Annotated in this window: 15 protein-coding genes; 9 read left to right on the forward strand and 6 right to left on the reverse strand. The window is 45.3% G+C overall.

Annotation, left to right across the window (positions count from 1 at the left end; genetic code table 11):
* Nucleotides 1-5 precede the first annotated feature (5 nt).
* From dxs to F4V45_RS01525, 6 genes are read right to left on the reverse strand one after another with little or no spacing between them, the layout of a single operon-like run.
* A complete protein-coding gene (gene dxs, locus F4V45_RS01500) occupies nt 6-1,868 on the reverse strand; it encodes a 1-deoxy-D-xylulose-5-phosphate synthase (RefSeq protein ID WP_150336750.1) in 1,863 nt (620 codons plus the stop codon).
* An 8-nt stretch (nt 1,869-1,876) separates the two neighbouring features.
* A complete protein-coding gene (gene fliH / locus F4V45_RS01505) occupies nt 1,877-2,671 on the reverse strand; it encodes a flagellar assembly protein FliH (RefSeq protein WP_150336751.1) in 795 nt (264 codons plus the stop codon).
* The gene (gene fliG, locus F4V45_RS01510; RefSeq protein ID WP_150336752.1) at nt 2,658-3,692 is read right to left on the reverse strand and encodes a flagellar motor switch protein FliG; all 1,035 of its coding nucleotides are present in this window, start codon (nt 3,690-3,692) and stop codon (nt 2,658-2,660) included. The genes fliH and fliG overlap by 14 nt, the downstream gene beginning before the upstream one ends.
* An 8-nt stretch (nt 3,693-3,700) precedes the next feature.
* A complete protein-coding gene (gene fliF, locus F4V45_RS01515) occupies nt 3,701-5,389 on the reverse strand; it encodes a flagellar basal-body MS-ring/collar protein FliF (protein WP_023929218.1) in 1,689 nt (562 codons plus the stop codon).
* A gap of 40 nt (nt 5,390-5,429) precedes the next feature.
* Entirely contained in the window at nt 5,430-6,539 is a 1,110-nt protein-coding gene (gene hisC / locus F4V45_RS01520; RefSeq protein WP_150336753.1) for a histidinol-phosphate transaminase, read from the reverse strand.
* A 27-nt stretch (nt 6,540-6,566) separates the two neighbouring features.
* A complete protein-coding gene (locus tag F4V45_RS01525; RefSeq protein ID WP_150336754.1) occupies nt 6,567-7,367 on the reverse strand; it encodes a hypothetical protein in 801 nt (266 codons plus the stop codon).
* Nucleotides 7,368-7,611: 244 nt separating this feature from the next.
* On the opposite strand from F4V45_RS01525, the gene F4V45_RS01530 reads away from it, so the two are divergent.
* Genes F4V45_RS01530 through exbB form a run of 9 tightly spaced genes read left to right on the forward strand, consistent with a single transcriptional unit; the run spans nt 7,612 to nt 13,850 of the window.
* On the forward strand, nt 7,612-7,860 hold the full coding sequence (locus tag F4V45_RS01530; protein ID WP_150336755.1) for a hypothetical protein: 249 nt from the start codon (nt 7,612-7,614) through the stop codon (nt 7,858-7,860).
* A 42-nt stretch (nt 7,861-7,902) separates the two neighbouring features.
* Nucleotides 7,903-8,445, forward strand: a complete 543-nt coding sequence (gene pgsA / locus F4V45_RS01535; protein WP_150336814.1) for a CDP-diacylglycerol--glycerol-3-phosphate 3-phosphatidyltransferase — start codon at nt 7,903-7,905, stop codon at nt 8,443-8,445.
* Complete coding sequence (rseP, locus tag F4V45_RS01540) at nt 8,445-9,527, forward strand: RIP metalloprotease RseP (protein WP_150336756.1); 1,083 nt, start codon at nt 8,445-8,447, stop codon at nt 9,525-9,527. Before pgsA ends, rseP begins: the two co-directional genes overlap by 1 nt.
* On the forward strand, nt 9,524-10,804 hold the full coding sequence (gene xseA, locus F4V45_RS01545; protein ID WP_150336757.1) for an exodeoxyribonuclease VII large subunit: 1,281 nt from the start codon (nt 9,524-9,526) through the stop codon (nt 10,802-10,804). The genes rseP and xseA overlap by 4 nt, the downstream gene beginning before the upstream one ends.
* A 10-nt stretch (nt 10,805-10,814) precedes the next feature.
* A complete protein-coding gene (gene truB, locus F4V45_RS01550) occupies nt 10,815-11,693 on the forward strand; it encodes a pseudouridine synthase family protein (protein WP_150336758.1) in 879 nt (292 codons plus the stop codon).
* Nucleotides 11,665-11,895, forward strand: a complete 231-nt coding sequence (locus tag F4V45_RS01555; protein WP_023929226.1) for a carbon storage regulator — start codon at nt 11,665-11,667, stop codon at nt 11,893-11,895. The genes truB and F4V45_RS01555 overlap by 29 nt, the downstream gene beginning before the upstream one ends.
* Nucleotides 11,895-12,914 (forward strand): GHMP family kinase ATP-binding protein, encoded by a 1,020-nt coding sequence (locus F4V45_RS01560; RefSeq protein WP_150336759.1) that lies wholly within the window; start codon nt 11,895-11,897, stop codon nt 12,912-12,914. Before F4V45_RS01555 ends, F4V45_RS01560 begins: the two co-directional genes overlap by 1 nt.
* Entirely contained in the window at nt 12,911-13,372 is a 462-nt protein-coding gene (gene smpB / locus F4V45_RS01565) for an SsrA-binding protein SmpB (protein WP_023929228.1), read from the forward strand. The genes F4V45_RS01560 and smpB overlap by 4 nt, the downstream gene beginning before the upstream one ends.
* A gap of 25 nt (nt 13,373-13,397) precedes the next feature.
* The gene (exbB, locus tag F4V45_RS01570; protein ID WP_150336760.1) at nt 13,398-13,850 is read left to right on the forward strand and encodes a TonB-system energizer ExbB; all 453 of its coding nucleotides are present in this window, start codon (nt 13,398-13,400) and stop codon (nt 13,848-13,850) included.
* Nucleotides 13,851-13,877: the final 27 nt, after the last annotated feature.

The following is a 13,877-nucleotide window of genomic DNA, read 5'->3' on the forward strand; positions in this document are numbered from 1 at the left end:
CGCGCCTATGGAGTGATATTGTGGGATTTAAGCTTGATAAGCACGCGCTCAAGTAACGCCTGCTCGCTAAGCCCCACCGAGTGCTCGACACTCTTTGTATCGCCGTGCGGGACAAAAGTGGATTCTAGCTCAAGGCTATAAAGTGGCAGCAGCACCTCCCACGCGCTTGCCTGCTCCAATATCGCGCTACCCACGCCGCCATCTCTATAACTATCGCTAAAGACAAAGGCGATTGTATGACTGCGCAAAGTGGATTCTAGCTCTTCTGGCAGTGGCTTACAAAAGCGCAAATCAATAAGACTAGGGCTAAATCCTAGTGCGCACAAAGCGCGATATACCTGATCTGCTCGCCCTACTCCATTACCATAGCCAATAAGCGCGATTTGCCTGCCCTGCCGCAAAACTTCTAGCTCACCTAGCACAAATTCACTTGCTTTATAGCTGCCTTCTTCTAGGCAGAAGGCATTGCGCGGATAGCGGTAAGCACAAGGCGCGCTAGAAAATTTATGGGCAAACTCTATGGCGAGCTTAAGCGTAGCATTATCGCGCGGAGCAAAGAGCACAAAGCCCGGAATCATACGCAAATATGCAATATCAAAAAGCCCTTGATGTGTCTCGCCATCTTCGCCTACAATCCCAGCCCTATCAATGCTAAAGCGCACCGGCAGCCCCATAATCCCCACATCGTGGATAATTTGATCAAATGCACGCTGCAAAAATGTCGAGTAAATACTCACAAAGGGGATAAAGCCCTCCTTTGCCATTGCCGCCATAGAAGTTACACTATGCTGCTCGGCAATGCCTGTGTCCCAGAATCGATTAGGATAAGTGTCAATCAGCTCTCCTAGCCCCGTGCCTCCGGGCATCGCTGCTGTAACGCCTACAACTCTTTCATCATCTTTAGTAAGTTTTGCTAGCGTGGTAGCATATACCTGCGTGGGCGTGGGCTTTGGGCTGGGCTTTTTGAGTGCCTGCCCTGTTTGGAGATCAAACGCCCCTACCCCGTGCCACTTCTCATAAGGACCCTCAGCAATCTCATAGCCCTTGCCCTTAATCGTTTGTGTATGCACAATCACTGGTCGCCCCAAATCCTGCGCCCTTTTAAAGCAAAAGATGAGATCGCTAAGACTATGTCCATCAACTGGACCGATGTAGTCAATCCCCATTTCTTCAAACAAAATCCCGGGGGTGATAAGCTTTAGCGACTCTTCAAAGCGTTTGGCTAAATAAGTCGCAGAATCTGGCATTTTCTCCAGCCATTTTTTTGTAAAGTTGCGAAACGATTGATACATTGGGTGGGAAATGATTTGCGATAAATGCTTAGAAATCGCGCCTATGGGCTTGGCGATACTCATTTCATTATCATTCAAAATAATAAGCATAGGGTATTTTCTATCGCCTAGCTCATTTAATGCTTCATACACAAGCCCAGCACTCATACTCCCATCACCGATAAGCACAATGGGCATTTCTCGCTCATTGCGTAAAGCCATAGCCTTTGCCGCGCCTACGCCTAGCGAGATAGAAGTAGAGCTATGCCCGGCGACAAAATAGTCCGCGCTTGACTCACTTGGCTTGCAGAATCCACTCACCCCGCCAAACTTCCGCAAGCTTGCAAACTCATCATACCGCCCTGTAAGTAGCTTGTGTGCATAAGCTTGGTGGGAGACATCAAAGATAAAGGGGGATTTTGTGTAGTCAAACACATAATGCATAGCCACAATTAGCTCCACTGCGCCAAGTGTCGAGCTCAAATGCCCACCATTTTGGCTCACCACTTCTAGGATTCTAGCGCGAATATCAGCGCATAGCTTCTCTAACTCTGCTAAATCCATTTGCTTTATGGGTTTTTGGGGAAAAACTGCCATACAACGCCCTAGTCTTTCAAATTATCCAAAACGCTTTGTTTTAAAGTTTTATAGCGATTGGTGATAGTGCCATCGATGATCCCACCGCCATTTGCGATAATCACACCACCTTTTGTAATAGCATTATCCGCTTCTATTTTTAGCTTGGGGTGATCTTTTAGCTCTTGGGTTAGAGTGTGGTAGTCAAGCGGATTGACGCGGATTTGCACATCAGTGGCATCGGCGATTGAGCCTAGCAGCTCCTTTGCCAAGGCTAATGCCACAGCCGCGCTATCTTTCTCCACTTCTTTTGTGATCACCTCTCTTGCAATATCCACAGCAATGGCACTTAGCTCTTTCTCTAGCTCGCGCAAATGTGTCTGGGAAGCTTGCATAGCTTTGTCAAGATTGATAGCGGATTCTACAAGGGCGGCACGCTCCTTTTGCACATCTGCTTCTAGGGCTTGGCGTGTTTTTTCTTCACCTTCTTTTAGCCCATCTTTGTAGGCGTCATTGCGCGCAGTATTGACCCTCTCCTCCATTTCAAGCTGCTGCTTTTCAAACTGGATTTGCAGCTTTGCAAGCGAGCTTGAGAGCTCATCGGTCTTTTGCAGCAGCTTTTCTATCAGCTCTTTTTCTATACTATCTTCTCCAATGCTTTGTGCTGCTGGGGGCAAGCTGGGGGCTTGAGCGGATTCTGGGGCTTTGGGCTTAGAATCCACTTCATCTGCCACAATAGGGCGGAACTCATACTTGCTGATTCTATGCTTTTCAATATGATTTTTGGTGATGAGATTATCTTCTTCAAAACTACTCAACGACATCCTCCTCTTCGCCTACTTGGATAAGCCCCTGCTCTGAAAGTGTCTGCACCGCTTCTACGATCTTGCGCTGGGCAGCTTCGACATCGCGCATACGCACCGCACCCAAGAACTGCATTTCTTCAATGAATTGCTCGCTTGCTCTTGTACTCATTTGATCAAGGAACTTTTGCTTCAAGCTGTCATTTGCCGCTTTTAGTGCCATTGTAAGGTCTTTTTTATCAGCAACCTTGAGAATCTCTCTAATAGCATTTTTATCAAGATTGACAATATCTTCAAAGGTAAACATCATCTCTTTGATTTCATTTGCTAATTGCTCATCAATCTGCTCGATATAAGAAAGCGTAGATTTGGCAGCCTTTTGCCCAAGTCGGTTAAACATCTCGGCAACCGCTCTTGGACCACCCACTTCGACTTTGTAGCTTGTGAGAGATTCTAGCTTGTTTTCTAGCACAGTGGATACACGCTTGACCACATTTGGCGAAATATCACCTAGATTTGCCATACGGATAGCGATTTCCGCGCGCATATTATCATCGCTAAAATGCCCCAAAGTCTCTGCCGCACTACTTGCGTCCATATGCGCAAGGATAAGTGCGATAGTTTGGGGGTGCTCATTAACAATAAAGTCTGCGAGCTGTTGTGGGCGGATTTTACTAAGATAGGCAAAGTTTTTGGCAGATTGCATAGTTTTTGCAAGCTTGTCCAAAACTCGCTTAGCTTCTTCTGGTCCAAGAGCTTTATTAAGCAGCTCTCTAGCATAGTCAAGCCCGCCACTATTGATGTATTGATTAGATTGAAAAATTGCATAAAACTCTTCTAGCACCGCGCCGCCTATGGCTTTGTCCGTGCCCTTTAGCTGCATAATCTGCTTAGAAATCTCTGTAATCCCATCAATATCAAGATTCTTAAAAATCTCGCTTGTAAGTTCTTCGCCTACTTGGATCAGCAAGATGGCAATTTTTTCCGACATTGAGAGTTCATCATATTGCGCGCGCTGGCGTTGGTTTAATTGTAAGCTCATAGTGCCTCCTAGCTAGACTTCTCTACACCGATTTCATCGTGGATAAGCTTTTGAAACAGCGAAGCGATTTCTTCTGGCTTTTCTTGAATGACTGCTTTAATCTTTTCTAGCAATACTTCATATTTGACCTCATCTTCACTAAATCCACCACCACTAATGCCAAGCTGCTCTTCCACACGCTTGCGCAGCTCGCCAAAGCGTGAGCTAGCTTCATCGTCATCATCGTCAATTTCAAAGAGTGATTCAATCTTCTCATCTTCTGCATCTTGGACTTCAAGCATTCGCTCAGCAAATGGAGCGATGACTTTTTTGTAAAAGATGAAGATGATAATAGCGATGATGACATATTTTAGCAGTGGGACATACTGCATCATAAAGCTTGTGGCTTTTTCTACAAAAGTCTTTGGCACTTTGATTGTCTCTGATTTTGAAAAATCCCAATCTGAAACCGTTACAGAATCTCCGCGCGACTCATCAAACCCTATGGCATTTTTGACAAGATTTTCAAGCTTGGCAATCTCCTCTGGAGTAAATGGCACATACTCCATCACTTCTTGTCCATCATCTTTGGTGACAAGCCTATGCTCACCATTAACAAGCACTGAAGCGGTTAGGCGTATGGGCTTACCGCTTGCAAACTTTGTCTTAATCGTCTCATTACCAATTTCATTATTGACAATGGACTCTGTCTCGCGCTCTTTTATCATTTGATTACTAGAATCTAGATTCTGCACGGGACCGACATTACTCTCCACACCCGGAATCCCACCGATAGTCTTCTCTGGTGGTCCTTGCTTCTCTTTCTCATAGTCCTTAGTCGCTCTAGGAAGCACTTGAGAGGGATCAAAGGTCTGCTTGATAGATTCTTGCTGACTCCAGTCATATTGAAGATTCACAATGGCTACAACTTTATTCGCCCCACCAGCACGAGGGGAAAGCAAGCGCACAATGTCATCTGCCTTTTTCTGCTCTTCTTTATGGACAAAGGCGTAGCGTTGCTTAAGCACTTCATTGATCCCAGCTAGCTCATTGTCCTCACCCAAAGGCATTCCATTGCCATCGACAATCTTAACATTTTCAGGCGTAAGCCTTGGAATAGCTGCGGACACAAGATTTTTGATCCCTGTGATTTGAAACGATGAAAGTGTGCTACCCGGCTTTAGCTGCACCATAACAGCAGCAGTGGGCGGGATACTCGTTGAGACAAAGAGTGATTCTTTGGGGTTGGCAATTTGCACATTTGCTTTAAAGATCGGCTCTAAAGCTTCTATTGTGCGCGTAAGCTCACCTTCAGTTGCGCGCAAGAACTTCACCTGCTGTGTAAAATCTGTCTCGGCGATATTGTTTGTATCAAATACTTCAAACCCTACTTTAGAAGTTTTGGGGATACCTTGGGCTGCTAAGGCAATGCGCTCTTCTGCTACGCGCTCGCTGGGGATTTCTATAACATCGTGGCGGGGGATTTTGTAAGGGATTTGATTGTCTTTAAGATATTGCAAGATAAGCGCGTTATCAGACTCATTCATACCTTCAAATAGCACACCATAGGAGCTTTGCACCTGCTTATTTGAAAAAACAAGCAAAAACACAAAAAACCCTATAAGCACAACAATGGTCGCTGTGATAACGACCTTTTGCTTACCGGTGAGATTGTTATAGATTTTTGTTATGCGTTCAAAAAGCGTTTTGGTATCCACTACTTTGTATCCTTACAAAAATTTTCCATCATACCCCCAGCTACCGCATAATCTCTGTAAGAGCTAAAAGCACTCTTGTGTTTTGCTCTTGTGTGCCAATAGTTATGCGAAAAGCGTTGATACCATAGGAAGCGAGATTGCGGATTATAATCCCTTGTCGCAAAAGTGTATCGCAAATTACCGAAGAATCATAAGGATTTTCTAAGACTAGGGTGATGAAGTTTGTATAAGATGGGATATAGCTAATCCCCCTAGATTCTGCAAACTCTTCATACCGAAGCATTTGTGTGAAATTCTTCTCAAGCGTAGCGCGCACAAATTCTTTATCCTCAAGTGCCACACACGCAGCCGCAAGACTTAATGTCGTAATATTAAAGGGCGCGCGCAGCTTATACAAGGCTTGGATAATGTTTTCTTGCGCGATTCCATAGCCCACACGCATACCACCAAGCCCATATACTTTAGAAAAAGTGCCAAGATAGATAGCATTTGCAAAGCGATTGATAAGATCGCGTGGATCAATATGCTTACTAGAATCCTTATAAGAAGCAAACTCTTGATACGCTCCATCAATGACTACAAGCGTCTCGCCACTGCTCTCTCGCTCTATGTGCGCAAGAAGCTTATAGAGCTCTTTAGCATCTACGCACTCTCCTAAAGGATTATTAGGCACACAGAAAAACACAATATCAGGCTTATGCTGCGTAAATAGCTCATAAAACTCTGCGAGATTATGCTCTTTGCTTGGTGTGCGTATCACTTGCGCACCAATATGCTTGGCATAGATTTCATACATCGCAAAAGTAATACCCGCCATAAGAATCTTGCTTGATTTTGTAGCTTTAGCGTGCATACATAGCTCAATAATTTGATCACTCCCAGATCCTACAATGCACTGCCCATACTCGATACCATAATGCTGCTGCAAGCGTGAAATAAGCGCGTGCATAGAATCATCTGGATAGAGCGATACCTTGTGAGCATTATGCCTAATGCACTCCACAACACTAGGTGAAGCACCATAGGGATTCTCATTGCTAGCTAGTTTGATAACATCTTTTTCATCTAGTCCAAATGTGCGCACAATCTCTTCAATAGGCTTGCCAGCCTGATAGGTAGCAATATGCGCTAGCTCTTCGTTAAACCGCATAGCAACTCCGCTTTCCAATATGACGCATTAGTCGCACCTAATCGTAATGCGCGCTTCCAAATACAATGGCGCGGATTTCTCTAAAGGCAACTTAATGTCCGCAGTTATAGGGAGAGTCGCAGCAAAAAGACTAGTGCCACTAAGCGAGCCTTTGCTAGCACCAAGTGCGCGTGCAACCACATCATTTGGGCTATAAGCACCTCTCTCATTACTTGCTAGTAGCGAGCAGCGTCTCTTTGTCTGCGCCGAGTAGAATCCAACGCTTTGGTGTGCCTTTTCTAGCAGGCGAGCGCGTAGATTCTGCTTAGTATTCTCAATTTGAGCAAAATCTACGACAGGATACAAGCTTGACACCTCCGCTCGCAAGCCACCATTTTTCAAAGCAAGATAGTCGATTTCTTTTAGCAAAGCCTTATACTCATCTATGTCCTTTTCCGTGATAGTGCAGCTAATCTCTCCAATCATTGCTTCATCTTCTACTATTTTTGACTGCACTAAACACGCTCCACGCTCATATAATGGCAACTTAACAACACGATCTGTAATCTCCCCAAGAACACGGGAAAATTTATTGACAAGATCCTGCTGCCGCTCCACATCGCTAGAGCCTGTCTTCTTAAGCACATTGGGCACACTAATGATAACCCTGCTCTCATATTGCTCATAGGGGATCTGCATAGCTTCTGCGGTATCCAATGTGTAATGGTGGGATCGCTCCCCTATATGTAGAATCTCCTTTATATCACCGATAAAATGCGAGAACAACGCGCCTCCAGCAAAGATAACAAGAGTTAGCAAGCAGATCATTAAATATTGTAACCAACGCATTTTTCTCTCCAACTATTTTTGGGCATTATACCATTTTAATATGTCAAAACATTGTAAATTTGGATTTTGCGCCTTGTGGGACATTCTGCTTAAACAAACTAGGGCAAAATATTTATAGAAAAATGGCATTTTCTTGCTATAATCGCTTTTCACTTATTTGCAGGCTGAACATATTTGATAGATCGTGTGTCTTGGCTATCGCACTAATGCACAAACAACACAAATAGAACTAAAGGAAATCCAAATGGCAAAAAAACCTATCCCCGCCAAGGAGCTAAGGAAAGTGTTTCAAACGCTTCCAAATATCGATGAAAAGCAGCTTAAAACACTTCGCCCATATGTCTCTAAAAACGCTTACAAAAAGCTACGCAAGCTCTCTGGCTTCATCGACCAGGGCATTATCAATGATCTAAAGAAAGAAACGCAATCCCTTATGCAAATGGCAGCAGATCTCACAAGCGACATAAGCTTTAGTGATCTTGTTGAAAAATAGCCATAATTAGCGCGCTATGGCTGTATTTGGGGACTAGCTATGATAAAAAGACTCCCAAATATCCTAACAATCGCGCGCATATTTCTTGCGGTGTTTTTGCTTTTTTTTCTCCTACACAGCAATTTCATCTTGCCTGATTGGGTAGATTCTAGCTGGGTAAATTACTTTGCTTGCTTGATTTTTTGTCTCGCTTCCTTGACAGATTTTTTTGATGGCTATATCGCTAGGCATTGTAGAGTAGAATCCACTTTTGGCGAAGTTTTTGACCCTCTAGCAGATAAAATGCTTATCCTTAGTGCGTTTATCGCTCTACTATTATTGGAGCGCGCAAATGCTTGGGCGGTGTTTATCATTTTAAGCAGGGAGTTTTTCATCACAGGGCTGCGCGTGGTGGTAGCAAGCTCTGGTAAGTCTATCGCTGCTAGCTATCTTGGCAAATACAAAACAGGCTTCCAAATCGCTGCAATCGCATTTTTACTCGCAGACTTTTTCCCCGGCGGTGAAGTGCTGCTATGGCTGGCAACCTTTATGACTTTTTATTCCGGAGTGGATTACACCATAAAATACTACAAAAGTGCGATCTAATGGGACTTTTTAGCGCGTTTTTGGCTTTGTGCTTTCTCATATTTTTCCACGAGCTTGGGCATTTTTGCGCAGCAAGGCTCTTTGGCGTGAAAGTCGAAGTCTTTAGTATAGGCTTTGGCAAAAAGCTCTTACATAAGCGCATAGGCGACACGCAATACGCCCTATCGCTTATCCCCCTTGGTGGCTATGTCAAGCTAAAGGGGCAAGACGACCTTGACCCAACCAGCCGAGAAATCGCGCCTGATAGCTACACCACCAAGCCCCCTTTGGTGAAAATCGCCATTCTCTCTGCTGGCGTGGTGTTTAATCTCCTGCTAGCCTTTTTGCTCTATGTCGGCATAGGACTCTCTGGTGTAAAAATCCTTGAGCCAATTATCGGCGAGATACAGCAAGATAGCCCTGCGCAAAAAGCCGGACTTCTCCCTAATGATCGCATTGTAAAAGTGGATTCTACCTCTATCACTTCGTGGGAGCAGCTTAGTCAAGCCATAGCTCAAGCAAAGCCAAGCGGCAGCTCCTTTACCCCCCTTGCGCTTACCATACAAAGAGATGGCAAGCTAGAATCCACTTTTATCACGCCAGAATCCAGCAGCTATCAAAACATCTTTGGCGATACGATACAACGCCCTATGATTGGCATAGTCGCTAAGGGTGAAGTGGGCATAGAGCACTTAGGGCTAGCTGCTAGCATAAAGTTTGCTATGCAAGAAGTAGCGCGCGCAAGCCTTTTGATCTTTGAATCACTCAAGCGACTCATTTTAGGGCTTATCCCACTTGGCGAGCTAAGCGGAGTTATAGGGATTGTTGATGTGATGGCAGAAGTTGCCCCAAGTGGATTCTATGCGTTTGCTATGGTTATGGCACTTATTTCTGTCAATCTTGCTGTAATCAATCTCCTGCCTATCCCAGCCCTTGATGGCGGGCAAATTGTCTTTGTGTGTTATGAGGCATTGATGAAAAGGCAAATGAGCGATAAAGTGCTCTATACTCTTACTATGCTTGGGTGGGCTGTGCTTCTAGGGCTTGTGGCATTGGGGGTTTATAACGATGTTTTACGAATTGTTACAAGGACTATGCAGTGAGTGCGCTAGAGCCACTAAGTGTAAGCGCGCTAAATGCACAGATTAAATCCCTGCTTGAAGCGACATTTGTAGAAGTGTTCTTTCAAGGTGAGATTAGCAACTTTACCTTACACAAAGCAAGCGGGCATTTGTATTTTAGCCTTAAAGATTCTCAAAGCTCTATTCGCTGCGTGATGTTTAAGGGCAATGCCAAGTCCCTGTGCTTCTCCCCAGAAAATGGGGCGCAAGTCATCATCAAAGGCGCGCTTAGTGTCTATGCACCTCGTGGGGACTACCAAGTCATCTGCCACTCTCTTATAGAAAGTGGCAGCGGCTCTCTAAGTGCGCAATATGAAGCCTTGAAAAAAAGGCTAGAATCTAAAGGCTACTTTACAAGCAAAAAGCCCCTGCCCCCCTTCCCCAAAAAAATCGCCCTGCTAACCTCGCTCTCTGGTGCAGCCTTGCAGGATATGAAGCGCGTAGCTAGCACACGCTGGAATCTTACAAAACTTGTCGCCCTTGATACACTCACACAAGGAGCGCAAGCTGGTGGGCATATCGCGCGCAATATCGCTTATGTGGATAGCTTTTTTGGCACAGATAATGCCTTTGATATTATTGTCATAGGCAGGGGTGGGGGGAGTATGGAGGATTTGCAGGGGTTTAATGAAGAGATTGTGGCGGAGGCGATTTTTAACGCGCGCACGCCCGTTGTCTCTGCTGTTGGACACGAGATAGACTTTGTCATTAGTGATTTTGTCGCTGATGTGCGCGCGCCCACACCATCAGCTTGTATGGAGATAATCCTACCAGATAGGAGAGAGTGGCTTTTGCGACTTGATGAAATCTGCGAGCAATACGACAAATGCGCGCTAGAATCCCTAGCCAAAGCCCAACGACTCTGCGATCATCTCCTAGAGCTTTACCAGCAAGTAAGCTATGAGCGCACCTTATCCTTTGCTAGTGAGCAAATAGGGCAGCTGCGCGCATTGCTAGATTCTACTATGGCACAAATTTGGAAGCAAAAGGCTGCAGCACTTAATGCGCAAGCCTTGCAATATAGGCAGCTACCACTTTTGCGCGAGAGAGAATATGCCCTACAATCTCTAGCCAAAGAGCTACAAGCCCTAAATCCCAAACGCCTTGTGCGTGAGAACTTCGCCCAGATTCTGCATAATGGCAAGCCAGCAACGCTTGCAAGCTTGCAGCCTAATGCAGAAATAGAGCTATGTGATGGGCAGATTCTAGCACGCGCTAGAATCCTAGACTTCCCACCCACACTAGAATCTAGCCAATAATATAGCGACAATGAACGCACTTCTACTTGCCTATAAACCAGCCTTCATCTCAAGCAATGGCTTTTTAACGCAGATTAAAAGGAGCTACAACACTAGCAAGGCTGGCTTTTCTGGGACGCTTGATCCATTTGCGCAAGGCTCATTGCTCATCGCCACAGGGGCTTACACAAAGCTCTTGCCTTTTATCAAAACAGAGCCTAAAGTCTATGAAGCTACTTTATGGCTAGGAGCAAAGTCCCTAAGTCTTGATACAGAGAACATCACCCACATAGATTCTACTCCGCCACTAGATTCTAGCTTCGTGCGTGAAGTGGTGGAGAGCTTTGTAGGAGAGATTGCCTACATACCCCCAGCCTTTAGTGCCAAAAAGATCCAAGGCAAGCGCGCATATCAGCTAGCTAGATCTGGGCAGAGTATAGAGCTAGCTCCCACAACTATGCAAAGTTATACTATGGAGTTTTTATGCTATGTGCATCCTTTCATCTCCTTTCGTGCCTGTGTAAGCAAGGGGTCTTACATCCGCTCTCTTGGAAGCCTAATTGCGCAAAAGCTTGGTAGCTTTGGCACACTTAGTGCGCTAAAGCGTGTAAGCGAGGGGGATTTAGTCGCACAACGGGGCAAAATCATAGAGCTAGATCCGCTAAAGACTCTCCCCTACCCCACCTTGCCTATAAACCCGCACTATAAGGAGCATTTTTACCACGGCAGAAAGCTCACGCAAAACGACTTAGATTCTAGTGTGCAAGCTAGGGTGGATTTGGATAAAAATCCGCGCTATATAGTGCAATTTGATGAATTTTTTTCTATAATACAGCTTCATCGAGATGGCAGTATCTCGTATCTTCTCAATAGGATAGATTATGCTCATACTCTCCAGAAAGCAAGATGAAAGTATCGTAATAGGCGATAATGTCATCATCAAGGTCGTATCTATCGACAGGGGAAGTGTGAAGCTAGGCTTTGAAGCCCCACCAAAGACCCTGATCCTACGCGCAGAGCTTAAAGAAGCCATCGCTAGTGAAAACAAAAAGGCTATAGGCGACTCTCCCAATGAAGCCCTACTTGATTTAGGCAAGCATATCAAACGCTAATGCTCTATAAATCCTATCCCAAGGTCAATCTCTATCTCCACATTGTAGGCAAAACGCCTGATAATTATCATCTCCTGCGCTCGCGTTTTGTGCGTGTGGTAGGGGATTTGTATGATGAAATTGCCATCACGCACACCCCAAATGCCACAAAAGATCGCGTGCTGGGTAATTTTCCTTGCGAGATAGAGCACTCAAGCGTGTATCTCGCCCTACAAGCATTGCGCAAAGTTGATGGCGTGTGCTTCCCACCGGTGCGCATAGAAGTGCAAAAGCATATCCCTAGTGGTGCAGGACTAGGAGGGGGCAGCTCTAATGCTGGGGTTGTGCTAGCAGCACTGATTGCACGCTATGGAGCGGAGTTTAAAGGCAAAGCAAAGCAAATGCACACATATTTTGCAAGCCCCAAACCCCCCAAATCCCCCCTACCCACCGCACTTAGCGATCTTGCCAAAAGTATCGGCGCAGATGTGGCGTTTTTTGTATCGCAAGTAGATTGCGCGGAAGTTTCTGGCATTGGCGAGCATATTGAGCCTTGTGATTCTAGGCTTAATGACATTGCGCGCTTTAGTATCTACACTCCTAAAATTGCTTGCAATACCGCCCAAGTCTATCGCCACTACGCTACTACAAGCACGCCAAATCCTAACACTAAAGACCTCTCTACCCTAAGCAACGCTGCCATCCTTGCTAGTGGTGATATAGCTAGCTTAAATGATCTCTTTCTCCCAGCTTGTGCTATCCATAAAGAGCTAGAATCTGTGGCTAAAGAGCTTGGGGAGGGCTGGTTTTTCTCTGGGAGTGGGAGTAGCTTTTTTCGCATAGATTCTAGCGCAAGCACACCCAGCCCACTAGAATCCACTTTTAAGCCTTGCGAACAAAAAGTAGATTCTAGCAATGCCCCAGAACACTGCAGAGCCACAAGCGTGAAATCGCCGATTGATCGCGCAAAACAAGCGAAGCGGTGCGAGCGTGAGCTTGCAGGCTTCTTTAGAAAGCCAATGCCACAAGGCGCGCTATGAAACTGATCGCGCAAAATAAAAAGGCACTATTTGACTATGAGATTATAGAAAAGCTGGAGTGTGGCATAGTCCTACTAGGCTCTGAAGTCAAATCCCTGCGCCTTAGCCGCTGCAATCTTAAAGACAGCTTCGCGCGCTTTGTCAAGGGCGAGCTCTTTGTCTTTGGTATGCACATTTCTTTTCTCCAAAGCACCAACCCCCACTTCCGCCCTGATGAGAAGCGCGCTAGGAAGCTTCTGCTCCATAGATCCCAGCTTGATAAGTGGTTTGGCAAAGTCTCTCAAGATGGGCTTACTATCGTGCCGCTCTCTATTTACTTTAATGCGCACAACAAAGCCAAGCTCCAGCTAGCCCTTGCGCGTGGCAAACAGCTCCACGACAAGCGTGAGAGCATTAAGAAAAAGATCCTTGATAGAGAGGCGCGCGCAAGCCTTAAAAACTATGGCAAAAGCTTGTAGAATCTAACTTACACAAAGGCAGGAAATGAAAGAGATTATTGATTATTCTGTTTTAGGATTTTTAGGATCGCTCTCGGTTTTGGTGATTGCCATTGGGATTGAGCGGGCGTGGTTTTATGCAACTGTGCGGGTCGATGATTATATAGATAAGCGATTATTGGAGCTTGATTTGCATAAACGGCTAACTCTCATAGCTACCATTGGCTCAAATGCCCCATATATTGGGCTACTTGGCACGGTAGCTGGGATTATGATCACCTTCATTGATATTGGCAGTAGTGCGCAAATTGATACCCAAACCATAATGACAGGGCTAGCCCTTGCGCTAAAAGCCACGGCTATGGGGCTTATCGTGGCAATCCCTAGCATTGTGCTATATAATCTCTTGGTGCGTAAAGCAGAAATCGTGCTAACAAAGTGGGACATCTATCACAACCCAGCCACAACAAGTAAAAGTGCTATGCGCATAGACACCTAAACCCTAGAATCCAACTATTTAAGGAGA

It is taken from the genome of Helicobacter canis (assembly GCF_008693005.1).
Lineage (GTDB): Bacteria > Campylobacterota > Campylobacteria > Campylobacterales > Helicobacteraceae > Helicobacter_B > Helicobacter_B canis.

What these genes read in the sequence shown, in the direction of transcription:
- fliH (WP_150336751.1), bottom strand. Translation starts at nt 2,671, where the DNA reads ATGTCGTTGAGTAGTTTTGAAGAAGATAATCTCATCACCAAAAATCAT.
- exbB (WP_150336760.1), top strand. Translation starts at nt 13,398, where the DNA reads ATGAAAGAGATTATTGATTATTCTGTTTTAGGATTTTTAGGATCGCTC.
- smpB (WP_023929228.1), top strand. Translation starts at nt 12,911, where the DNA reads ATGAAACTGATCGCGCAAAATAAAAAGGCACTATTTGACTATGAGATT.
- dxs (WP_150336750.1), bottom strand. Translation starts at nt 1,868, where the DNA reads ATGGCAGTTTTTCCCCAAAAACCCATAAAGCAAATGGATTTAGCAGAG.
- truB (WP_150336758.1), top strand. Translation starts at nt 10,815, where the DNA reads ATGAACGCACTTCTACTTGCCTATAAACCAGCCTTCATCTCAAGCAAT.
- F4V45_RS01560 (WP_150336759.1), top strand. Translation starts at nt 11,895, where the DNA reads ATGCTCTATAAATCCTATCCCAAGGTCAATCTCTATCTCCACATTGTA.
- F4V45_RS01525 (WP_150336754.1), bottom strand. Translation starts at nt 7,367, where the DNA reads ATGCGTTGGTTACAATATTTAATGATCTGCTTGCTAACTCTTGTTATC.
- F4V45_RS01530 (WP_150336755.1), top strand. Translation starts at nt 7,612, where the DNA reads ATGGCAAAAAAACCTATCCCCGCCAAGGAGCTAAGGAAAGTGTTTCAA.
- rseP (WP_150336756.1), top strand. Translation starts at nt 8,445, where the DNA reads ATGGGACTTTTTAGCGCGTTTTTGGCTTTGTGCTTTCTCATATTTTTC.
- hisC (WP_150336753.1), bottom strand. Translation starts at nt 6,539, where the DNA reads ATGCGGTTTAACGAAGAGCTAGCGCATATTGCTACCTATCAGGCTGGC.
- F4V45_RS01555 (WP_023929226.1), top strand. Translation starts at nt 11,665, where the DNA reads ATGCTCATACTCTCCAGAAAGCAAGATGAAAGTATCGTAATAGGCGAT.
- fliG (WP_150336752.1), bottom strand. Translation starts at nt 3,692, where the DNA reads ATGAGCTTACAATTAAACCAACGCCAGCGCGCGCAATATGATGAACTC.